We start from the raw sequence: 21,116 nt of genomic DNA on the forward strand, positions 1-21,116 counted from the left end.
CCCAAATATCCTTATATTTACCATTAGCAAACGATATAGATTAATTAAGAAATGATAAGTATAGCTAATCAATTAGAGCTCCGACACCTCAATTATTTCAAGGTCCTTGCTCGGGAACTCCATTACCGGAGAGCATCTGAATTGTTGTTTATTTCGCAATCGGCATTAAGTCAGCAAATTAAGCAACTGGAGCAAATCCTTAACCTGTCGCTCTTTGATCGGAGTAACAAGAAGGTGAGTTTAACAGATGCGGGAAAGCTTTTTTATCAGGATACACAACAAATTTTAAATAAAGTTGAGACCGCGGTAACACATTTAAAACTTTATCAGGCCGGCAATACCGGGCAAATAGGAATCGGTTTTGTTGCATCTGCCATGGAGTCTCTTCTTCCACATTTGCTTAAACGATTCAATACAGATTGCCCCAATATTAAATTTCAATTGGACGAATTGAGCAATAGCGAACAATTGATCGCCTTGCAAAACGAATCGTTAGACCTTGGGTTTATGCGCAGTAACCACGTACCTGAAGGTTTTGTAAGTAAAAAAGTGTATACTGAAACCTTTTCCCTGGTCCTTCCGACAACGCACCAGATGAAAGCGGCTAAGTTTAAAAATATAGGCGAACTGAAAGACGAGTTTTTTATCCTGTTCCCAAATGAACAAAGCCAATTGTACTACCAGCAGATCATCAACATTTGTGCAGACCAGGGTTTTGCACCTAAGGTTGCCCACAGATCAATCCATGCGCCAACTATTTTTCGCCTGGTTGAGAATGGAATGGGCTTGAGCATCATACCCACTTCGCTTGCTACAAGCGATAATCCCAATATTAAATTTATTGAGCTGAAAAATGTGCCTCAAAAAACGGCTTTATATGCTGTGTGGAAAAAAGATAATCCCAATCCGGCTTTACCTTATTTACTGGAAATGCTACCTGACGTTTAGTTCCCGGACAGGTCCGATACGATCTGGCGTAAGGCTGAGAGATTAGAAATGGCATCTCCAATGGTGTTGTTAAAATAGGTGTAAACCTTTTTCCCTTCCTGCAGCCATTCGCTGATGTAAGCGGCATATTCCGACAATTCGGCATGCTCGTAACTTCCTTTATAATCGCCATCAGGCCCATGGTATCTCAGGTAAACGAAATCTGTACCTGTGTCACGAAACGAGGTGGCAATGGGCAGCATGTCATGAACAACCAATCCCATTTGATAACTGTGTATCATCTCCTCTACGTCATCAATGTACCAGGACTGGTCGCGAAATTCAACAGCAACATCCCAGCTTGTTGTTGGGTCTGCCGCTTTAATAATGGATAATAAATAGTCCACCCTTCTAATTTGCGATATTTTAATACTCCCTGGAAACTGGACCAGTAAGCTTCCTTTCTTGTCACCAACCTGATCAATACGAGATATAAAATCGAATACAGCATCTTCTGAAAACAAAAGATTTCTTTGATGCGTAATCTCGCGTGATAATTTGAATGTGAACTTAAAATCTTCCGTTTCAATTTCTGAAGCCCATTTTTTAATTGTAGCAGCTAATGGCACCTTATAAAAGGAACTGTTTACTTCAATACTATTAAATAAGGTGCTGTAATAGCTCAATCTGCTTTTATCTTTATATGCTGGCGGATAAAAGGACTTATTTGGGACGGGTAACAACAGTCCACTAGTACCGGAATAGTATTGCATAGGCGATTTGATTTCAGAATACAACGCAAATCGCCTATGCATTGTTTAAGCTAGTGTACAATCTTATAAACAATAGCCATCAATTTCTTAAATATTTAATTACTGCCATCAGGTCTTCGTCTCCCAGGCCATCTGCTGCAGCTGCCTCGAAAGTACTCAGAAGCGGATTTGAGAGTGCTGAATCCAGACCTGCCCCTTTGGCTAGTTTTAAATCTTTCACAATATATTTCAAAGCAAAAGCAGGAGGAAAATTATTGGCCAGGATGGCGGGGGTTTTGAGTTTTATAATGCCATTTCCGCAGGCGCCTTCATTGATGATGGTGAGCATATCCGCGTTACTTATTCCATTTCTCTCAGCGAAGAGTACGGTTTCGGCAAGGGCCTGGACATTGATGGCTAATAAATAATTGATCGCGACTTTAGCCGAACTTCCTGAGCCTGCAACCCCTAAATGCAGCGTTAATTTACCTAATGAATCCAGTAATGGTTTTGCTTTTTCAAAATCCTGTACTGCCCCTGCTGCCAGAATAATCAATTTACCCTCTCTTGCCGGCTGGACACTACCAGAAACCGGGGCTTCCAGAAAAGCAACTGCTTTATCTGCACAAAGTTTGGAAAGATACCTCGAGGTTTCAGGTGCTACCGTACTCATGTCAATCAGTAATTTCCCAGCCTGAGCCCCGGCCAGCAAGCCATCCTGCTCATTGTAAACGGACTTTACTGCTGCATCATCTGCCAGCATGGTAAATACAATATCGGCTTCAGCTGCCAGATTAGGCAGGTCTGCTGCTGATGTTGCGCCTGCAAGCAACAGTTCTTTTTCCTTCTCCCGATTGCGGTTGTAAACAATTAATTCGTAACCCGCTTTTATTAAATTTAATGCCATTGGGCTACCCATGTTTCCTAGTCCGGCCCAGCCTATTTTAAGTTTATTCATGATCTTGATTTTGAATGGATCTCTATAATGTCAGTAGATGATACCTAAGTTACAATTATCCCAAACTTTTTTCGACCTGGCTTGTTAAATATAACCAGTCAAGTAAAAATTATATCGTCATGACAAACACTTCACAAGTTATTATTCACGCAGCCCGACTTGGAAACATAGAGGTTCTGCAGGAACTCATTCGCCAGAAGGCTGATTTAAATGCACAGGATGAAAAAGGATATACGCCACTGATTATTGCCTGTTACAACAATCGCTATGAAGCAGCGAGGCTGCTTATACAAGCCGGAGCAGATGTTAATGCACAGGATTTTGGAGGAAATACTGCACTGATGGGTGTAGCTTTCAAAGGTTATGCTGATATCGCCCAGCTTTTAATTGAAAATGGTGCACAACTTGACCTGCAACATGGAAATGGCGGTACGGCCTTGATGTTTGCAGCCATGTTCGGTCGCCATGATCTGCTTAAAGCACTTCTGGCAGCTGGAGCAGATAAAACTTTGTTAGATATCAGGGGGCATTCCGTTTACGATCTTGCTGCTCAGCAAGGCAATGCAGAAGCGATCGCTATACTTGGAAATTAAAATATACGCAATAAAAAAATAGGCTGTACCAATAATGATGGTACAGCCTATTTTTTTGGCCTTAAGCTGGCACCTTTCTTGGCTTTTCGCGATCCCAAAAGCGATGTTGAGCAATAGCGCTGATGAATTGGTCAGCTAATTTATCAGCGTTATCGCTAATGATCAGCCCATCATCCATTCCCTGGTCTGAGCTATCCCCGGTTTTAACTTTTCTACCGAAATACGTTTCTTCCAGGACTTCTAATGCATCCGAATCAGCAGCAATGGCTTTGCAATGCTTAAATGACTCATTCAAGAAATGAATTGCATTCGCTTCTGCTTTGATTGCTGCAACGTTGTCTTTTCCACCAGCAACATAAACTGCATCAAACAGTACAGACGCAGCAGTAAGGAAACTCTGATCTACCTGAATTTCGGATCCCTGAGCTGATTTGAGCTGACCCAATCTCGGTGCAATGATTTCTACTACAGCACCAGCTTTAGTCAACGCAGTTTTCACTTTATTTAAACTGTCCGCATTTACCCCATCAGCGGCCAAAACAGCTATCTTTCTACTTTTAACCGTGTCTTTTACGGTTTCAGCCATGCTAAGCGCGGAAGAAGCACCTATTGGCTCCTGAATTTTTAAGGGCTCAAAATCAGCCTGTTTCCCATCTGCCGGAACACTTTTGTTGATTGGTTTCTCTGCCTGTTTGGGTGCCTCAAGTCCCAATCCGTAGGCTACTTTAGCTGTTAAGTCGGCATCAACCTCTGCCAATATGCCCAGCATACGTTTTCTAATGGCAACGGTCTTCACTTTACCAAGCTCAAATGTAAATGCATCGACAATATGATTTTTCTCAGGTTCTGACTGGCTATTTAAAAATAAACGTGCCTGACTAAAGTGATCAAAAAAGCTTTTACTTCTGGCACGGATCTTTTTAGCATCGATTCGCTCAGCATAACTACTGAACCCGCCATCGGCAACCGATACCTGGGCCGGATCGTTACCACCTAAAGAATTTGGGCTATAACTGGTCTTACCCCGGTTGATTGTCTGACGCATGTGTCCGTCACGCTGATTATTATGTACAGGGATAACCGGTCTGTTTATTGGTATTTCATGAAAGTTAGGCCCACCTAGACGGATCAATTGCGTGTCCGTATAAGAAAACAAACGGCCTTGCATCAATGGGTCATTGCTGAAATCTATCCCGGGAACTACATGTCCGACGTGGAAAGCAACCTGCTCTGTTTCTGCGAAAAAATTATCAGGATTTCGGTTTAGCGTCATTTTTCCAATACGCTGTACAGGAACCAATTCTTCAGGGATCAGTTTGGTAGGGTCAAGCAGGTCAAAATCGAATTTATGCTCATCTGCCTCTGGAATAATTTGAAGGCCGAGTTCCCATTCGGGAAATGCGCCAGATTCTATGGCATCCCAAAGATCTCTCCGGTGAAAGTCAGGATCTTTTCCGGATATTTTCTGTGCTTCATCCCAGGCTACAGCATGAACACCAAGCAAAGGCTTCCAATGGAACTTAACAAAACAGGCCTCCCCTTTTGCATTGATTAAGCGAAAAGTGTGTACACCAAAGCCCTCCATCATCCTTAAACTTCTCGGTAGAGCCCTATCACTCATGGCCCACATGATCATATGTGTAGATTCAGGCATTAATGAGATAAAATCCCAAAAAGTATCATGAGCTGAAGCTGCCTGAGGTATTTCATTATCAGGCTCAGGTTTTACCGCATGAATCAGGTCTGGAAACTTCATGGCATCCTGGATAAAAAAAACAGGCATATTGTTACCCACCAGATCAAAATTTCCTTCTTGCGTATAAAATTTGACCGCAAATCCCCTCACATCCCTTGCTAAGTCCGAAGAACCTCTTGATCCTGCAACTGTAGAAAAACGTACAAATACAGGTGTTTCAACAGTTGTATCATTTAAAAAATGAGCTTTGGTGAATTCGGATTGAGATTTATATAGTTTAAAAATACCGTGGGCGCCTGATCCCCTGGCATGTACAATTCGTTCTGGAATCCGCTCATGATCAAAGTGAGTGATCTTTTCCCTTAGGATAAAATCCTCCAGCAATGTTGCGCCACGATCACCAGCCTTGAGAGAATTCTGGTCATCGTTAATCTTTACGCCATGGTTGGTTGTCATAGGTGTTCCGCTGGCATCAGCAGTATCCGCATTTAGCAAATCTGTTTTTGCAGTTTCCTGTTGTGGCAGTGGTTTGTCAAGAGGCGCTTCCGTTGCGCTTTTTTTTGAAGGTTTCTGTGTTGTTGACATAGGAGTGTTTTTTTGCATATAACATTCCCTGCTGGCAATTGTTTCTATTATTAAATTACATTGAAGCTGTTGTCTTTTAAGGCTTATAAAAAAAGCCATACATTAGATTTGTACGGCTTTTTTGTAAGTATATGAGGTTTCTTATACCTTTTTTGGCGGAAGATCAAAAGCAATAGCTTCGTGCTCAAAATGTCCATTATGGGCACCATCACAAAAAGGCTTGTTTTTAGATAAACCGCAACGACAGATAGACAATGTGGTTCTGCCCTGTAAACCATAAGCTTCACCATTTCTGTCAACGATTTCAAAATCGCCTTCTATTTTTACTGAACCGTTATTATTAATTGTAAGTTTTGTTTTTGACATGTGTATTGTATTACTGTGTTTCGGGCAAAACTAAAATAATGCGCTGAGATTACTGCATCTCATTTCTATTTAGAAACGTTCCTTGTATTGCAGCAATTCAGCACTGCTAAATAACGTTTTTTTGTTTGTAGCTTTGAGCAAAAAAACATAGATGGCAGTATTACATAGAAAAGAAGAGAAAATAGAAGTTGTGTTGAGTAAACTTCCTAAAGATTATACGGAAAAACAATTTGTGGATACCTTCATCCAATTGTATTCTAAAGATTGGGGAAAGATTAAGGCCAATTACATCAAGCAGTCGCAGGACAAAGAGCCGGGTACCGTAATTACAATGCCTAAGCCAGACTTGTATTTGCTTAGCATCTTGAAAACTTACCTGGAGAATTCTCCTAAATAAAGTTTTTACAAACCATTTGTATTAAAGCGTGTTATAGAATAAATTAAAATCTAACCATATGAAAAAATTAATTTATTTAGCCGCGATCTCTGCAGTGGTATTTACCTTCCAGGCATGTAATGGCGGAACAAAAGATGCCAAAGATACGGCAGACAGCTTGAACAAAGCTAAAGACACGACATCAAATGTAATGGCAACGGGCGGCATCGCTGTTGATGCTGCAGACGCAAAATTTGCAACAACCGCTGCTGCGGGTGGTATGGCAGAAGTTGCTTTGGGTAAGCTGGCATTAGAGAAAAGCACCAATGCACAGGTTAAAGAATTTGCCACCATGATGGTTTCTGACCACGGAAAAGTAAATGAAGAGCTCATGGCGATAGCTAAAATGAAAAATATCACTTTGCCAATGACAGTTGACGCGGATCATCAGAAGAAAATGGATGACCTTGCTAAAAAAACAGGGGCCGATTTTGATAAGGATTATGTGAGTGCAATGGTAGATGGCCATAAAAGTACACTCAAATTGATGAATGATGAAGCTAAAGATGGTAAAGATGTTGATTTGAAAGCATTTGCCGCTAAAACAGCGCCAACGGTACAATCGCATTTAACCATGATCAATAAAATCCACGATGGGATGAAATAACAATCATCGTAACTATATAAAAAAAGAGGTCATCAATGATAACCTCTTTTTTTATGCCATAATTTTTATGCTGGATCTTGCTGTGGTATGACCACTGCTACAGCAGGTGGCATCAATTCATATATAATTGGCGTTACAATTCTGGACAATAACGTAGAACTGATTAAGCCGCCAATTAATACGATGGCAAGCGGTGCAATTAATGGATTTGTAGATATCGCTATGGGTATCAGACCACCAATGGCAGTAAGTGAGGTGAGTACAATAGGAAGGAAACGGACTTCTCCAGCTTCGCGGATTGCTTTTTCCAAACTCATTCCTTGTTGTCTAAGCTGATTGGTGAAATCGACCAGTAAGATGGTGTTTTTCACTTCGATACCTGCCAAGGCGATCAATCCGATAATGGCTACAAAAGATAGGGAATTTCCAGTAATCCATAAGGCGACAGCAGCGCCGACGATTCCCAGAGGTATAACAGAAAGCACAATAAGCGTGCTTTTGAACGTCTTGAACAGTAGAATCAATACGGCAATGAACAGGAAAACTGTAACCAGGATAATACTCATAAAACCACCAAAGGAATTGTTCCTCGACTCTACTTCACCTCCCATCTCATAACTGTAACCCTCCGGAAGTTTCAATTCATTCATTTTGACTATTACATCATCTATAACCCGGTTGACCAGGAAGCCATCCTGAACATTGGCCCGAACAGATACTACCCTTTTCTTTTCCTGGTGATTAATGACAGCTGGCGAAGCCTCTAGTTTTAAATCAGCGATTTGATTCATTGGTAAGCCTTTACCCGAGGCATTATCTATATACAGGTTGCGAAAAGCATCCAGACCAGGTTTGCCATCTTTAATGCGGGTTAGCAATACGCCATAGCCATTTTTATTGTCATTGTTATAAAAGGTTCCCATACTTATTCCGGTTACGGCAAGTCGGGCTGTCTGATCGACATTTAACGTTGGGATGCCCAGGGACTGGGCTTTCTCTTTGTTTACGACAATCCTGATGTCGCTTTTAAGCAGGCTGACCGGATTATTGATATACATGGTTCCCTGGCTTCGGCGCAATAATTTTTCTACCCGAAAAGAAAGGTTACGTAAAGTATCTAAATTATCTCCAAAAAGTCTAACCTCTATTGGGGCGGCTACAGGAGGCCCTTGCTCAAAATTCTTCACTTCCACCTTGGCTCCTGGATAGCTAGCCCAACGGTGCTGCAATTTCTTGATGAGTTCGAGCTTATCTTTTGGTGATGTATTTTCAGCCAGTTGTACAAAGATCTGGGCAAAATCAGCCCGGCTGTTTTCGGGAATCACATTATAATAAATCCGGGGATTTCCTTTTCCTACGTTGGTAGAAAAGTACCTGATCTGTGGATCCGATTTTAACGCTTTCTCTATTTCTTTTGTGATCAGATTGGTGTAGGATAAATTGGATTGATTTGGGCTAGTTACATTGATCAAAAATTGCGGTTTTTCAGAGGAGGGAAACAAACTAAACCCAATCGCTTTAAATAGAAATACTGAACCTACAAATAGCAACACTGCAACGGTAATGGTCAGTTTAGGCCTTTTTAAGGCCTGGTCTAACAACCGTGCATAACTGCCATGAATCAATCTTTTCAGACCCCGCATCAGGATATTCCCATCCGGATTTCCAGTGTGATTTTTTAAAAGGCGACTGGATAAAAACGGAATGATGGTAAGTGAGACCAGCATCGAAGCTATTACGCTAAAAATCACGGCCAAAGGTAAAGACCTGATAAAATCGCCTGAGCCTTCAGGCAAAAATACCAGGGGCATGAAAGCGATAATTAGTGTAACCGTACAACCCACTACGGCTAATCCAATTTGTTTGGTAGCTTTCAGTGTAGCTTCCATCCTGGTATGTCCTTCCAGCATCCAGCGCTCAATATTCTCTACGACTACGATACTATCGTCAACCAGTAATCCCAAAGCGACCACCAGACCAACAATGCTCAGCTGGTTTAAATTGAAGCCAAAAAGTTGTAACAATACGATGCCTATAGCTAGAGATAAAGGAATGGAAATCATGACAATAATAGCCGGTCGTATGCCTAAGGGCAATAAAGTAACAGCCACCAGCATGATGGCAATGATGAAGTCGAGGCCCAATCCGGACAAGCGTCTGTTCACATTATCTGCCTGATCAAAATTCTGCACCAGATCAATGTTTTCTGGTAAGGTCTTTTTAAACTTCTCAAGTATTGGAGCATAGGCCTTTTGCGTTTTACTGATGTTTTCTCCTTCTTTTTGTGCCGCCGTCACAAATACGCACCGGTGTCCGTTTAACCGTGTAATGTATCTTTCTTCTTCATAGCCATAATAGACCTTCGCGATATTCCTGAGTAAGATATTTTTACCAGCAGCGGAGTATACAACTGTATTTTGAACGGCTTCCAAAGTGCGGTATTCATTGGTTACGATGTTAAAGGTTTGTTTTGAGGCGTCTACACTTCCGCCTGGTATATTTGCCATTTCACTACGCAAACTATTGGTTACAGCAGCCAAAGGCAGGTTCATGGAGGCCATTTTTTCCAGATCAAGCTCTATCCTTACCTGTTGACCAGGTAAGCCAAATATAGAAACCTTTTTTAGTGCCTGGACCTTTTCCAACTCATCCTGAAGTTTCTCTGCATAGTACTGCATTTTATTGCGGGCAGCATTCTCAGAAACCAATGCAATCTGTATAATGTTTACGTCCGAAGGTTGTTGCTTCTGAACTTCGATGCTATAAATATCCGCTGGTAATTCAGCCCGCTTGCTATTGACTTCTCTGACAATCTCCTGGTATTTAGCTTCCACATTACTACTGTATTTGTATTCCACGTGTAAAACAGCTACCCCGTTAGAGATGTTGCTACGCAATCTTTTGATGTCGTCCAGACCTGAAATGGTTTTTTCAAGAGGAGTCACTACCCGATCTTCAATATCCCTTGGACTTGTACCCGGATACACAATAATCACAGAGAAAGAAGGCGCATGCATTTCCGGATCTTCCGACCTGGGCATATTGAACATGGTTGTCAGCCCCAATACAATAACCATCAAAAAGATTACCAGGGTAAACTGCCCGTTTTTTACGGCATAATCTGATATTTTCATAGCTTGGCCGCAGTTTTAGGGGATTGAATTTTTATCGGACTGTTGTCGGTCAGGTAAGCAGAACCAGAAATAATTAACGCTGCTGCGTTTTGCAACCCATCACTGATGTTTACCATGTGATCTTCAATTCCTCTGACAGTAACTTTTACCTTTCGGGCGGTCTTGTTGTCATTTGTGATGAAAACATAGCCTTCGGTCCCATCCCCGTCCAGTAATGCTTCGTAGGGAACCTTCCAATCTGCATTCATTTTGCTTTTTAGCGAAGGTTTAATACTTGCCTTTCCAAACATTCCAGAGGCTACAGCGGTTGGTTTACTCCCGGAAAGTGAAATGTAAGCTGTAAAAGTGCCCGTGGCTGCATCAATGCCTTCCGACTTCCGGATAACAGTGCCATCTAAAAATTGCCCGGGTAACGCAGAAGTTTCAATCTTTGCAGGATCATTTACCTGTATAACTGCCCATTCCTGATCGCTAAGGCCAACCTTAAGTAACCATTTGCCAGCATGTGCACCATTGGTTTGTAATACCGGGCTTCCCGAAGCGATCTGCTGACCAACATCAGCCATTTTTTTCAATACATACCCATCTTTTTCTGCCCTGATCTCGGAATATTTCCTGTTGAAACGAACCAGATCTAATTGCTGTTCCGCAATTTGCAAGGCTGTTTTACTGTTTTGCAATTGTTCTAAAGTAGCAACACTATCGGCATATAAGTTCCTAGACCGCTGATGGTCCCTGGTCGCTTTTTCCAGGTTTAATTTGGCTTGTTGCATTTGTGCATTGATCTCTGTCAGGTTTAAAGTAGCGAGCAATTGTCCTTTTTTTACTGCGTCGCCATCTTTTACCAATACACTGTTGATGATCCCACCTGTTTTAAAGGACAGCATCACTTCATCATCTGTGGTAAACTGGCCGGAAAGTGCAATTGGCGTACTGCCGTATTGCCTGTCCAGTTTAACAATTTGTACCGGTATGGTATCTCCCAGCGTAGCTACGTTATTTTTTGTTGCCGGACTTTTACAGGAATAGTAAAACGGAATACATAACAATACTGGTAAATAGTAAATTCGTTTCATAATTTTATTTCTAATGTTTGTTATCGATTGGATAGCTGGCCTGGTTACGTTCTAACTCAGCCAGCGAAATTTGTAATTCAGCCTGCTTGCCAGCCATATTCAACTGCGCCTGAGTCAATTGGTTTTGTGCATCAATTAATTCCAGATACAAGAGCTGACCGGCTTTATAAGCTTTATTCTGGTCTTTCAAATATCTCGCAGCAAGGTCTAAACCGGCTTTAGTGCTTTCGTATGCGGCTTTAGCAGCACGATAGTTGTTCTGCGATTGCAATAACTGCATTTTGAAGGATTGCTCTGCCTCGTCTAATTTCTCGGCTGTTGACTTTAAACTGGACTGAACTTGTGCAGCTTTGTATTTGTTCCTTCCGCCTGTAAAGATGTCCCATTGTAAATTGACACCCCATAAGTAATAGCTGGTTTTATTGTTCACTTTAAAATCTGCACCCTGAGAGCCCAAGTCTAAAAATGTACTCAGCTTTGGAATTAAATTTGAGCGCTGTAATTTATAATCCAGGTGGTTAATCAGTTGCATTGATTTCAACTGACTCAGCTCCTCTCTCCCGTTTACATCCAGACTAGAATCCAGATCTGTAGCAGGTTTCAACAGACTAGACGCATCTATTACAATGCTGTCTTGTAATGGCCTGTTCAATAAGAAATTGAAATATGCCCGGGCATTATCTGCATTTTTTTGCGCATCAACCAAAGCCGCATTATTCTTCTCCTGTTCAGTTTGCGCTCTTAACAAAGCCGTTCCATTTCTCACGCCATTGCGTTGAAGGCTTGTATTTACCCTAATATTTTCGGTGATCAGGTGCTTTGCGCTTTCATAAGCTTCAATACTTTGTAAAGCCTGGTAATATCTATAATATGCTAGCTTTACATCCTTTACAAGCGCACGCTTATAGACGTTAAAGCTAGCTTGTTGACTGCTGATCAATTCTTTTTTAATTAATTTGTTATACCGGATTTCTGCATTGACTAATGGCAAAGAGGTTCTGACTTTCATGTCGTAGAAATTATCGGGATTCAACAAAAACGATTGATTCTCAAGTTGTGGATACTTACTTGATGCGGTCAATTCATTCAGTGCCCGATATATGGGATTTACCAAATCGCCAACAGGGACATCAATTGTTCTTCCACCCGCCGCTTTGGTGTAACTCCCCAATACACTTACGGTAGGTAAGTACATGGCTTGCGCCTCCTTTAAAGCAAACATTGCTTTCTCCAGATCAAACTGCTGCTGCTTTAGACTTTGATTTTGACTAAAAGCCTGGGTAATGTATTCATCCAATTGGTTGCGCTGCTGCGCGATTCCATGGTTTGAAGATATTACTAGCCATAACATAATAGCTGAAGCCTTAATAAATGATGTATACATAATGAACGGTGTTTATTTGTGGTCAAAAAAAATGTGCTTTATTATAAATATTGTCAAAGTAATAAGTACTGTATATAGACTGAACATCGTTCAGTAAAATGGCAAAAAAAACTATTTTATAATAGAAGTAATATATTCATCTATTGCATTGTTAAGTACCAGTTGCATGGAAGATTCATCTAACAACATGATTTTTAACCGGCAGCGTATATTCAGCGATACCAATCCATGCATCATAGACCAAACTTGCAAAGCAGCTTGATTGGGGTCTTTAAATATCAGTAAATCGCTAGCCATACATTCTTCCAGTGTACGCAGCAAGTAACCAAAACATTCTAAGCCATTGTCATCATGCACTTCACAATCCACATTCATTGGCGCGCGGATAATAAACATCAGATCGTATAACTCAGGATTTTCCAAACCAAAAGAAACATAAGTTTTCCCCATTTGTGATAAGCGAACCAAGGGATCTGCACTGGTTGCGTGCTCTTTAAAGGCAGATACAAGTTTTAAAAACGCTTGTCGCTGCACCTCGTACAGCAGTTCATCTTTATCTTTATAATACAAGTAGATTGTACCTGGGCTGTATTCTATGGATTCAGCGATATTTCTTATGGATGTTTTTGCATAACCGTCCTCCAAAAACATACGCATAGCGGCATCAGTGATCAATTTCTTCATCTCTCCCTTTTCGCGTTCTTTTCTATCAGATATGCCCATAGTTTTAATTACAAAACAAAGTTACTGAACACTGTTCAGTATTCCAAATAATAATGCAAGCTTGTGTATAAAACGGCTTAGAGATCAAATTCTATTCTATATCCGCATATAATACTCCTATAAATAGGTGGCTATCGAAAAAAAATAAAGCTCTAAAAAAACATCTACCGATCAATATATCAAATAGTTGTATGAGTTTTTCAACTTCAATAGGCATAAAATTGGAATTATTTTTAAAAATTTATTGCGTAAAAACTTTTAATTCCTATCTTTGCACCCTCTTCAAACAGAAGATGATTCCGTAGCTCAGCTGGTAGAGCATTACACTTTTAATGTAGTGGTCCTGGGTTCGAATCCCAGCGGGATCACAGAGGATAGTATCAAAATTACGTAAAAGCCTGCAAATCAAATGATTGCAGGCTTTTTTGCTTTACTGGAAATACCAAAATATGCAATAAATCGCATAAAAAAAGTGAGTGATTCAGTGAGTAGTTTTGAAAAGCGATTTACTCACTAAAAATAATGTAAGTAATTGACTTACAGAAAGTTCAATCATTGAACGACTTGATACGATTAAACTGCAAGGCTAACTTTGTTAACCTTAAATCAGTTGATCATGAAAACTAATTTCAGCCTGCTCTTCTACCTGAAGAAACCCAAAAACTATGTTAAAGGTGCCGTTCCCATCTATCTAAGGATAACCGTTGACGGAAAACCCGTGGAAATGTCCGCCAGCAGAAAATGCGAACCAGAACTATGGAATGCCAAAGCTGGCCACATGTGCGGCACAAAGGAAGATGCCAAAACCCTGAATGCTTACCTTGATAAGATGAAAGCGGGGGTTACCGCCTCCCATACCCTGCTGTGCGTGGAAGATGAAGAAATCACTGCTGAGGGCGTGAAGTGCAAATTCCTCGGCAAGGCGGAAAAGGCGCATACCCTTTGCGAGGCCATCAAAGTCCATAACAAGGGCATGAAAGCATTGGTAGGTAAAGACTATGCAAGTGGTACGCTCAAAAGGTTTGAAGTGCTTGAAAGGCACGTACTGAATTTCCTGTCTTTTAACTACAATACAAGCGACATTGCTATTAAAAAGATAGACCATGAATTTATCAGTGGGTTCGATTTTTACCTGCGTACCGAAAAAGCCAATACCAACAACACAGCGATTAAACACCTTAAGAACTTGGGCAAAATCGTCCGCATCTGCATGGCAAACAAATGGATCAGTGCAGACCCGTTCTTCGGCTATAAGCTGAAATCAAAAGATGTGCACAGAAACTACCTTACAGCGGACGAACTGCAAAGGATAGCGGAAAAGGAATTTACCACCCAAAGGCTTTCGCAGGTACGGGATTTTTTTCTGTTCAGCTGTTATACTGGACTGTCCTATGCGGACGTGTACAAACTCAGGCCATCAGACATCGGCATTGGCGCTGACGGTGAACGCTGGATCGTGACCTACAGACAGAAAACGAATACCAGGGCAGCCATCCCGTTGCTCCCAATTGCGGAAGCCATACTAGACAGGTATAAAGACCATCCGGTGTGCATTAACTATGACAGAGCATTGCCCGTTTCCAGTAACCAGAAAATGAACGAGTATCTGGTCGAAATTGCCGCTATTGCAGATGTCGCTAAAACACTCGGCAACCGTATTGCCAAGCGGACATTCGCCACCACCATAACGCTGATGAATGGAGTACCCATTGAAAGCGTTTCAAAAATGCTCGGGCACACCAACCTCCGCACCACCCAACTGTACGCCAAGATACTGGACGAAAAAGTTGGCAGCGACATGGCACCGTTAAGACAGCTATTCGCCTCAGTTTAATTAATCTGACCCGGTCGGCGATTATCTGCCGACCGTTTTCAAATGCATCAAAAAAGAATGGACACAAAAATCAATATTTCCGATGAACTGGTTATGAATCAGATCTACATCGTAAGGGGACATAAGGTTATGCTGGATTCCGATCTGGCTGAACTGTACGGGGTGGAAACCAAACAGCTAAAACGACAGGTGAAAAGGAATTTGGAGCGTTTTCCCGAAGATTTTATGTTTGAAATGAGTACGGATGAACAGAAAATCTTAAGGAGCCAATTTGGCACCTTAAGACACGGGGCGCATTCCAAATATAACATCATGGCCTTTACTGAACAAGGGGTGGCAATGCTTTCCAGCGTACTGAACAGTGCTAAGGCTATCGAGGTAAACATCCAGATCATCCGCATCTTCACCAGAATGCGCCATGTGCTTTCCGACAATACGGAGATTAGACTGGAAATTGAAAAGATCAAAGGGAAACTGGACAACCAGGACAAAAACATGGAAATCGTTTTCCGTTATCTGGACGAGCTGCTCGAAAAGCAGGAAAAGCCAGTACCAAAAAGGCAGCGCATTGGGTTCAAACCGGACGAACTGTAGTTCCCTGTTACTGTCTTCTCCGTATATGCCAAAAGCGGGAACAGCCAAAGCCATGAGCGAGGCCGTTCCGCAAGCCGCAAATGTGGGGAGGCCAGTTAGAGAGGTATTGTGGGATGATTTACACCATCCCACAACCCATCACCATTTCCTTTACAACCCGTTTTTTATGACATGCGGTACGGCACCGTTCGATATTTATTTGATCACAATAGATGGGGTAAACCTGTCTATCTGCGTGTCATTTAGCCATACCTTTCCCAATCCGATTGATCCCCCTTTTTTTACGACCTCTGACTTAACAGTATCCGGCTTATTTTCACCGAACTGAATGAGGGTATAACTTATCCCGCTTTTATCTACTTCGGTGTTTACAAATAATTCTAATTGATACTCCGTTGAACCCTGCTTCTTGTATATTTTAATATTTTTCGGAAGATCCATTGACGGTTTGTTTACGGGCTGATACGTGCCATTTATCAGGTTAAAAACCTGTATGTTCTGCTCATTGAATCCGTTTGCAGTACCAGGAGCCAGAAGATCGGTCTGCGCATTGCTTTTAACAGAAAGCATCACACCCGTTTCCACCGCAACATCTGCCACCAGCTTTTTTTTGCAGGAGACCAACGGGTATATCATAAAAATCAAAATTACTAATCTTGTCATCTTTCTCATCGTGGTGTTATATTATAGTACATGGTATTTTTGTAATTATAGGTTCCTTCGTGATCGTCCCTGTAAGTATCCCGGAAATTGGTAATCCTTGGTGCAAAATGTCCGATCATAAACCAACCATTGTAACTTCCGCTCCATCCCCAATTCATATGGTAGAAGGTCGGATAGGTAATTACTTCCCGTTCAATCGCATAGTCAGGGTCAACCTGAATTACTTCAATACGGGTAAACTTGTACCTGTAGAAACCGTCACATACCCACTCGTGTCCGCCTTTATAACTGTTAAAGAACAAGAACGAGCCTTTTCTACCTCCGGAAATAATGAATGGCCTGTTTGCCCTTAATTCAGCTAAGAAATCATTCGTTGGGTCGGATGCAGTGAAGGCCTCAAAATCTTTTTTAGACATATTGTAACCTAACATCGTAAAACCATTTACAGTTTTGGTTCCTCCGTTAGTCCCAGAACCGTCACAATCGTAATCCATATCCACGGCAATACCGATATTGTACATTAGTCTGGATGTTTCAGTTGATCCGGAATGGTTATTCATTAAAGCCCAGTTGTAGGCAGCAGGAAACTTATGATAGCCTGCTATTTGGGCAATTGCCGTTGCAACGCAGCCCGTAAGTGCTCTGCCATTACTTGCATAAGTGGAGCCGCAATTCTGATGAGGACAAAGATCATTATATCCATCCGATTGACCCCAAGAGGTTTGTACAAGCGGATCTTTAGACTCGACCAACAAATAGTCGGGTGTAGAAGTAGGTAATTCTCCGTTGACCCAAGCTAGCTTTCCCTTAGCATTATTGCCGCTCTGGCTTGATGATGGATTTTTCGGCTTCACCGAAAATTCATTCGCACGAATGTTGTCTATACTGTGCGTGACGTCACCGAGCCACCCCATTAACCCTTCGGGGCCCTTTTTCTGATCAAATTTTCCCGTTTCCGAATAGGCGAGCATCGCAGGTGCCCGGGCATCAGCGGATACGATACAAAACCCGCTCGGTTTAAAGTTTATAATATAGAAAGCGTTAATGCCAGTCCGGTCTTTTACAGTAAAAACAGTATCTACGCTATTGGTCTGACCTGAAGTCCCCTGCCGACTTCCGATGCTGGAAACCGATCCAAAGGAACCTGACATTAATTTGCTATTTGGCTTGCGATTTAAATTCAGCGCATAATTTTTAGCCTGATCAATCCCGATAAAGGCAATTTTGTTTAGTGAATCCAGGCGAGAGTGATCGGTCTGTTCTTCGGAGTTCTTCTTACAGGAGAAGTTCAGGATTAGACTGCATGAGAGCAGCAAAATTGAGAGATTTTTTTTCATAATCGATATTTAGATCGTCTCAAATATATCAATTTATAATTATTCTAAATTATAATACACATTAAATCCCGAAATAGTAAAACGCTTTAAAGCCTGGTAAGGATGTTATCAAAAACAATTAATAAGCAGGTCGGCCTTTCGATTTAATCTCTTGGAAAAAGGTGATTCTCGAAAGTTATGAATGGCTCTATAAAAGGCGACTATTTGTTAAACATAGAAATGCAACGTCATTTAAACACAGCCCGAATCGATATGTATCTCGTTGGTTTGCATCTTTTTAAAATAATTGCTAACTTGATTTGAGAAAGGAGAATAGAGATGAAATGTTCGCAACTATTCAGGAAATTAAAAAAAGCTGGCTGGTTTGTAAAAAGCCAGAAAGGGAGCCATAAGGTATTAAGTCGTCCGGACTACGCTAAAAAAATCACTTTCCCAGATCATAATTCCACGGAGGTGACAAATGGGATCGCTGCCAAGATTAAAAAACTGACCGGATTGGGCTTGTGATCTCGCAGAACCTATTCAGAACAACAAAAGGGTACGTTAGATAATAAGTTATTATTTGACAACAGAGTTATCCAATGCACAAATTTCTTTTATATGGATATTATAATGCCGAGTGGCAAAACACAAAATGAAACTGATGCGCTGGCCAAAGCAAATCAGAAAAATCTATACACCCAAACATTTGCTAAAGGTCATTGTATTATTTATTTCGATCGGAGATGCCGGGAAGGACACGCCATTAGGGCCAATTCCTATAGCAGTGAAGAATTGATCAAACATGACGGAGCCTATAACGACATTTTAGTCAGTAGACTTGCCGAAGAAGGAAAAGGGAAATATGCATACCTAAGTCCCTGCCCAAAATCCATTTTCAGTGGTTTAATAAATGATCAGAGATACATCTTTTTCAAATTTGATCACCTGTTTCTCGTTCATTCTGGAAATGACAAGGTTGATAAAATTATCCTTTTGATCGATCTCTAAAATTACACCCAAATTTACAATAAATGTACCCACTTGGATGTTTGAAATCTGTATTTCTTGGAGGTTGTGGAGGTTGTTGGATTGTGGCATAAGCGTTTTTTTATGATAGGTATAATAAATGTCAGTATCCCGGGCTTAGCTCGCCAAGCGCAAATCTATCAGCAACCCTTCTGTGTGTTGTCAAATATGGATCGAGCTTTCGTAAAATGGTTCTTGCGCTAGCTATCGCCTTTTTAAAATAATTACTGTAAAAATCATAGTCGGGGTATTGATTTCCGCCTCTGATGGTATAGCCGTTTTGGGCTAATTCGGTAAGAAGTCCTTTAAGCTTTTTAACCCGCTCGATGGCGTTTAATATATCATCCCGCAGAATGGCTGGCGTTTTTTCGTTCACGCATGCGCCTTGGTTTGCAATACTCCACTTGGCCAGATCAGTAAGGTAGCCTAAATAATCACTCTCCTGCTCTGAACATATGGCATGGTACAATATGTCATTTTTAAACTGCTCCATATTTGTAGTCAAAAATTTGGAAAAGCGTATATCCAGTAGGTACTCCGATATCAAAAAAAACGGAGGTAGGCCAGAATGACCTTACCCCCGCATTAACGCTCTCATCGGTAAAATTAATAAATTCCGATGATAAAGTATTTCAATTATTTGATTTCACCCTAAATATAACTTCAATTCATACGAATATATCTAGTGGTTATAATGGCATTAATAACGACAATGCTCGTGCAATAATCCTTTGGATTACAAGCTATAAAACTAGAAAATGAAACTTTCTCTAACAATACCGCAAACTGCAAGGTTATTCACGAAGCGCAAAAAAAAAGCTACTTTTTTGATAGCAGCTTTTTAACGTTGATGGTAACTTTTCAGACCTTGGAATGATTTTTTAATTCAGCCACTTCTTTTCTCAATTCTGTTATATTATCTTTAAGTTCCGCAATACGCATATTGCGTTCTTGTAGCAGTTCGTCTTTGGATTTTAATTGCTCGTTGTATAACTGTTTAATAAGCTCTAAATCTGTTTCAGAGTATTCAGAATTAAACAATTGATTTACCTTTTGATTATTATAAACATAGTTATTTACATTGGAATCGAAAAAGTATTCGGGATCGACTTCGAAAAGGTGAGCTAACTTAACGGCACTGTCCCAAGAGAGTTTGGTTTGATCTGATTCGAGCTTTGATACCGCAGGCTGGGTCACCCCCAGCGCATCAGCAACAACGCTCTGATCCCAATGCTTTTGCTCTCGTAATAACCTTATTTTTGTTCCTGTTGTCATTTCCCTATGTTTTTAGCCAACAAGCCCCGAAGATATTCAATCTCTTTATCCTTGTCAATTATTATTTTATCCTTTTCGGCTATCATTCGTTCATAAAGTTGTGTTTCAACCTCTGATTTATGATTAATGGTAACTGAACTATTGTTAAATCCTACGTCATTATTTTTAATCTCACTAATATAAACACTATCCTCAACATTGATCAAATCTTCAATTGTCATTTCAAAGAGTTCGGCTATTGCTTTCAATCGGTCAACATCTAACTTCGTAATGCCATTCTCGATTTTTTGCCATGTTTTTAAATGAATATGGAGCTTATCAGCCATTTCCTGTTGGGTGAATAACCCTTCTCGAAGTTTTTTTATTTTGTTGTGAATTGCGCCCATAATATAAATGTAGTATAAAAGTGTCTCAAATCCTCTAGCAAGGATAACAAAAGTAGGTTTTTAGTTAAACGGATAAGCTATATATTTGGTTTATAACTATTTGTTAGTAAAATCAAATATTTACTGCGTAAAAATAGATAATAAAACAAGATTTTGCAATAACTAAACGATCCTAAAAGAAACAGAGACATTAATTTTAAAAAAGTATTGATATATTTGAAAACTTTATTTGGTCTACTATAGACGGAGTTTTTACTACAAATCTCGCAGATGGAAACGGCAAATTTTCAAAAACGGTGTGAGATGATATGTGAACAACTCTATCCCTTCCATATAATAATGGTCAAGGGGTGGTTGTTCCTATCAGCTTATACATCGTGGGCTCTTTGCCGTGCCTCATCTGTACAAGACGGAACATACCACTCCTTAACCATTTAAACAAAGGCACGTTTCGTTTGAGATTGAACCCAATTAATCTCAACTATGATGCCTGCAAAACCAACCAATTTATTTCTTGCCAATCGTTGTTGCTTATATGTGAAAATAACGTTAGCAGTCTGCAAGCGCTATCATAAAAAAGCACTCCAAAATCTTAACACCACACACCAAAGTCATTACTGCCTAATAAAGACGGTGCTTGCTAATTTTTGTGTTCCTATCCTTTCTCAAAAGGAATTGTTCAAATTGATCATAAAATCACCAGTCTAGCTGATTAAAATAACCAGCAGGCGGCGGCATTTCATATAGGGAGATGCTCGTCGCCGTGCTTTTTTCTATTCTTT

General features: G+C 40.6%; 20 protein-coding genes, 1 tRNA gene and 1 pseudogene. 9 read left to right on the top strand and 13 right to left on the bottom strand.

The annotated features are described in order from the left end of the window. The first annotated feature begins 51 nt into the window (after positions 1 to 51). Complete coding sequence (locus tag IM797_RS00845) at positions 52 to 948, top strand: LysR family transcriptional regulator (protein WP_194125196.1); 897 nt, start codon at positions 52 to 54, stop codon at positions 946 to 948. Here IM797_RS00845 and IM797_RS00850 read toward each other — a convergent pair. Together IM797_RS00850 and IM797_RS00855 are read right to left on the bottom strand one after the other, a co-directional pair. Beyond that, on the bottom strand, positions 945 to 1,700 hold the full coding sequence (locus IM797_RS00850) for a DUF72 domain-containing protein (RefSeq protein ID WP_228098664.1): 756 nt from the start codon (positions 1,698 to 1,700) through the stop codon (positions 945 to 947). The two genes, IM797_RS00845 and IM797_RS00850, sit on opposite strands and share 4 nt — an antisense overlap. Before the next feature lie 79 nt (positions 1,701 to 1,779). Further along, positions 1,780 to 2,637 (bottom strand): NAD(P)-dependent oxidoreductase, encoded by an 858-nt coding sequence (locus tag IM797_RS00855; RefSeq protein WP_194125198.1) that lies wholly within the window; start codon positions 2,635 to 2,637, stop codon positions 1,780 to 1,782. A 110-nt stretch (positions 2,638 to 2,747) separates the two neighbouring features. On the opposite strand from IM797_RS00855, the pseudogene IM797_RS00860 reads away from it, so the two are divergent. Further along, positions 2,748 to 3,230, top strand: a pseudogene (locus tag IM797_RS00860) (ankyrin repeat domain-containing protein); the annotation flags it as partial. Between the two features lie 61 nt (positions 3,231 to 3,291). On the opposite strand, the gene IM797_RS00865 reads toward IM797_RS00860, so the two are convergent. Then, positions 3,292 to 5,511 (bottom strand): catalase, encoded by a 2,220-nt coding sequence (locus tag IM797_RS00865; RefSeq protein WP_194125200.1) that lies wholly within the window; start codon positions 5,509 to 5,511, stop codon positions 3,292 to 3,294. Positions 5,512 to 5,652: 141 nt separating this feature from the next. Further along, positions 5,653 to 5,877 (bottom strand): CDGSH iron-sulfur domain-containing protein, encoded by a 225-nt coding sequence (locus IM797_RS00870; RefSeq protein WP_194125201.1) that lies wholly within the window; start codon positions 5,875 to 5,877, stop codon positions 5,653 to 5,655. Between the two features lie 151 nt (positions 5,878 to 6,028). On the opposite strand from IM797_RS00870, the gene IM797_RS00875 reads away from it, so the two are divergent. After that, positions 6,029 to 6,274, top strand: a complete 246-nt coding sequence (locus tag IM797_RS00875; protein ID WP_194125202.1) for a hypothetical protein — start codon at positions 6,029 to 6,031, stop codon at positions 6,272 to 6,274. 58 nt (positions 6,275 to 6,332) lie between these two features. Continuing rightward, positions 6,333 to 6,920, top strand: coding sequence for a DUF4142 domain-containing protein (locus tag IM797_RS00880; RefSeq protein WP_194125203.1), 588 nt, complete (start codon positions 6,333 to 6,335; stop codon positions 6,918 to 6,920). A gap of 65 nt (positions 6,921 to 6,985) precedes the next feature. Here the strand turns inward: IM797_RS00880 and IM797_RS00885 are convergent, their stop codons facing one another. The 4 genes from IM797_RS00885 to IM797_RS00900 all read right to left on the bottom strand — a co-directional run bounded on the left by IM797_RS00885 (position 6,986) and on the right by IM797_RS00900 (position 13,237). Then, positions 6,986 to 10,054: an efflux RND transporter permease subunit gene (locus IM797_RS00885; RefSeq protein ID WP_194125204.1), complete on the bottom strand. Its 3,069-nt coding sequence runs from the start codon at positions 10,052 to 10,054 to the stop codon at positions 6,986 to 6,988. Beyond that, positions 10,051 to 11,130 (bottom strand): efflux RND transporter periplasmic adaptor subunit, encoded by a 1,080-nt coding sequence (locus IM797_RS00890; RefSeq protein WP_194125205.1) that lies wholly within the window; start codon positions 11,128 to 11,130, stop codon positions 10,051 to 10,053. Before IM797_RS00890 ends, IM797_RS00885 begins: the two co-directional genes overlap by 4 nt. A gap of 10 nt (positions 11,131 to 11,140) precedes the next feature. Then, positions 11,141 to 12,514, bottom strand: a complete 1,374-nt coding sequence (locus IM797_RS00895; protein ID WP_194125206.1) for a TolC family protein — start codon at positions 12,512 to 12,514, stop codon at positions 11,141 to 11,143. Between the two features lie 111 nt (positions 12,515 to 12,625). Next, complete coding sequence (locus tag IM797_RS00900; protein WP_194125207.1) at positions 12,626 to 13,237, bottom strand: TetR/AcrR family transcriptional regulator; 612 nt, start codon at positions 13,235 to 13,237, stop codon at positions 12,626 to 12,628. A 295-nt stretch (positions 13,238 to 13,532) separates the two neighbouring features. Here IM797_RS00900 and IM797_RS00905 point away from each other — a divergent pair. The 3 genes from IM797_RS00905 to IM797_RS00915 all read left to right on the top strand — a co-directional run bounded on the left by IM797_RS00905 (position 13,533) and on the right by IM797_RS00915 (position 15,665). Next, a tRNA-Lys gene (locus tag IM797_RS00905) sits at positions 13,533 to 13,605 on the top strand. A 248-nt stretch (positions 13,606 to 13,853) separates the two neighbouring features. Next, the gene (locus IM797_RS00910) at positions 13,854 to 15,071 is read left to right on the top strand and encodes a site-specific integrase (protein WP_194125208.1); all 1,218 of its coding nucleotides are present in this window, start codon (positions 13,854 to 13,856) and stop codon (positions 15,069 to 15,071) included. A 57-nt stretch (positions 15,072 to 15,128) separates the two neighbouring features. Beyond that, positions 15,129 to 15,665, top strand: a complete 537-nt coding sequence (locus tag IM797_RS00915; RefSeq protein WP_194125209.1) for an ORF6N domain-containing protein — start codon at positions 15,129 to 15,131, stop codon at positions 15,663 to 15,665. 195 nt (positions 15,666 to 15,860) lie between these two features. Here IM797_RS00915 and IM797_RS00920 read toward each other — a convergent pair whose 3' ends face one another. Beyond that, positions 15,861 to 16,301 carry a hypothetical protein gene (locus tag IM797_RS00920; RefSeq protein WP_194125210.1) on the bottom strand — a complete coding sequence of 147 codons (441 nt, stop codon included), beginning with the start codon at positions 16,299 to 16,301 and terminating at the stop codon, positions 15,861 to 15,863. 32 nt (positions 16,302 to 16,333) lie between these two features. Then, complete coding sequence (locus IM797_RS00925; RefSeq protein WP_194125211.1) at positions 16,334 to 17,665, bottom strand: C10 family peptidase; 1,332 nt, start codon at positions 17,663 to 17,665, stop codon at positions 16,334 to 16,336. Between the two features lie 318 nt (positions 17,666 to 17,983). Here IM797_RS00925 and IM797_RS28620 point away from each other — a divergent pair, with 318 nt between their 5' ends. After that, positions 17,984 to 18,172, top strand: a complete 189-nt coding sequence (locus tag IM797_RS28620) for a type II toxin-antitoxin system HicA family toxin (protein ID WP_194125212.1) — start codon at positions 17,984 to 17,986, stop codon at positions 18,170 to 18,172. A 93-nt stretch (positions 18,173 to 18,265) separates the two neighbouring features. Then, complete coding sequence (locus IM797_RS00935; RefSeq protein ID WP_194125213.1) at positions 18,266 to 18,655, top strand: hypothetical protein; 390 nt, start codon at positions 18,266 to 18,268, stop codon at positions 18,653 to 18,655. A 121-nt stretch (positions 18,656 to 18,776) separates the two neighbouring features. On the opposite strand, the gene IM797_RS00940 is transcribed toward IM797_RS00935, so the two are convergent. From IM797_RS00940 to IM797_RS00950, 3 genes are all read right to left on the bottom strand, one after another. Continuing rightward, positions 18,777 to 19,166, bottom strand: coding sequence for a hypothetical protein (locus IM797_RS00940; RefSeq protein ID WP_194125214.1), 390 nt, complete (start codon positions 19,164 to 19,166; stop codon positions 18,777 to 18,779). A gap of 368 nt (positions 19,167 to 19,534) precedes the next feature. Then, on the bottom strand, positions 19,535 to 19,948 hold the full coding sequence (locus IM797_RS00945) for a helix-turn-helix domain-containing protein (RefSeq protein ID WP_194125215.1): 414 nt from the start codon (positions 19,946 to 19,948) through the stop codon (positions 19,535 to 19,537). Then, a complete protein-coding gene (locus IM797_RS00950; RefSeq protein ID WP_194125216.1) occupies positions 19,945 to 20,334 on the bottom strand; it encodes a helix-turn-helix domain-containing protein in 390 nt (129 codons plus the stop codon). Before IM797_RS00950 ends, IM797_RS00945 begins: the two co-directional genes overlap by 4 nt. Between the last annotated feature and the right edge of the window lie 782 nt (positions 20,335 to 21,116).

The sequence above is a fragment of the Pedobacter sp. MC2016-24 genome (assembly GCF_015223055.1).
Classification (GTDB): Bacteria; Bacteroidota; Bacteroidia; order Sphingobacteriales; family Sphingobacteriaceae; genus Pedobacter.

Coding starts and splice junctions, on each gene's coding strand:
- IM797_RS00885 (WP_194125204.1), bottom strand. CDS start 10,054: ATGAAAATATCAGATTATGCCGTAAAAAACGGGCAGTTTACCCTGGTA.
- IM797_RS00890 (WP_194125205.1), bottom strand. CDS start 11,130: ATGAAACGAATTTACTATTTACCAGTATTGTTATGTATTCCGTTTTAC.
- IM797_RS00865 (WP_194125200.1), bottom strand. CDS start 5,511: ATGTCAACAACACAGAAACCTTCAAAAAAAAGCGCAACGGAAGCGCCT.
- IM797_RS00935 (WP_194125213.1), top strand. CDS start 18,266: ATGGATATTATAATGCCGAGTGGCAAAACACAAAATGAAACTGATGCG.
- IM797_RS00870 (WP_194125201.1), bottom strand. CDS start 5,877: ATGTCAAAAACAAAACTTACAATTAATAATAACGGTTCAGTAAAAATA.
- IM797_RS00940 (WP_194125214.1), bottom strand. CDS start 19,166: ATGGAGCAGTTTAAAAATGACATATTGTACCATGCCATATGTTCAGAG.
- IM797_RS00850 (WP_228098664.1), bottom strand. CDS start 1,700: ATGCAATACTATTCCGGTACTAGTGGACTGTTGTTACCCGTCCCAAAT.
- IM797_RS28620 (WP_194125212.1), top strand. CDS start 17,984: ATGAAATGTTCGCAACTATTCAGGAAATTAAAAAAAGCTGGCTGGTTT.
- IM797_RS00895 (WP_194125206.1), bottom strand. CDS start 12,514: ATGTATACATCATTTATTAAGGCTTCAGCTATTATGTTATGGCTAGTA.
- IM797_RS00910 (WP_194125208.1), top strand. CDS start 13,854: ATGAAAACTAATTTCAGCCTGCTCTTCTACCTGAAGAAACCCAAAAAC.
- IM797_RS00845 (WP_194125196.1), top strand. CDS start 52: ATGATAAGTATAGCTAATCAATTAGAGCTCCGACACCTCAATTATTTC.
- IM797_RS00915 (WP_194125209.1), top strand. CDS start 15,129: ATGGACACAAAAATCAATATTTCCGATGAACTGGTTATGAATCAGATC.
- IM797_RS00855 (WP_194125198.1), bottom strand. CDS start 2,637: ATGAATAAACTTAAAATAGGCTGGGCCGGACTAGGAAACATGGGTAGC.
- IM797_RS00925 (WP_194125211.1), bottom strand. CDS start 17,665: ATGAAAAAAAATCTCTCAATTTTGCTGCTCTCATGCAGTCTAATCCTG.
- IM797_RS00900 (WP_194125207.1), bottom strand. CDS start 13,237: ATGGGCATATCTGATAGAAAAGAACGCGAAAAGGGAGAGATGAAGAAA.
- IM797_RS00875 (WP_194125202.1), top strand. CDS start 6,029: ATGGCAGTATTACATAGAAAAGAAGAGAAAATAGAAGTTGTGTTGAGT.
- IM797_RS00920 (WP_194125210.1), bottom strand. CDS start 16,301: ATGATATACCCGTTGGTCTCCTGCAAAAAAAAGCTGGTGGCAGATGTT.
- IM797_RS00950 (WP_194125216.1), bottom strand. CDS start 20,334: ATGGGCGCAATTCACAACAAAATAAAAAAACTTCGAGAAGGGTTATTC.
- IM797_RS00880 (WP_194125203.1), top strand. CDS start 6,333: ATGAAAAAATTAATTTATTTAGCCGCGATCTCTGCAGTGGTATTTACC.
- IM797_RS00945 (WP_194125215.1), bottom strand. CDS start 19,948: ATGACAACAGGAACAAAAATAAGGTTATTACGAGAGCAAAAGCATTGG.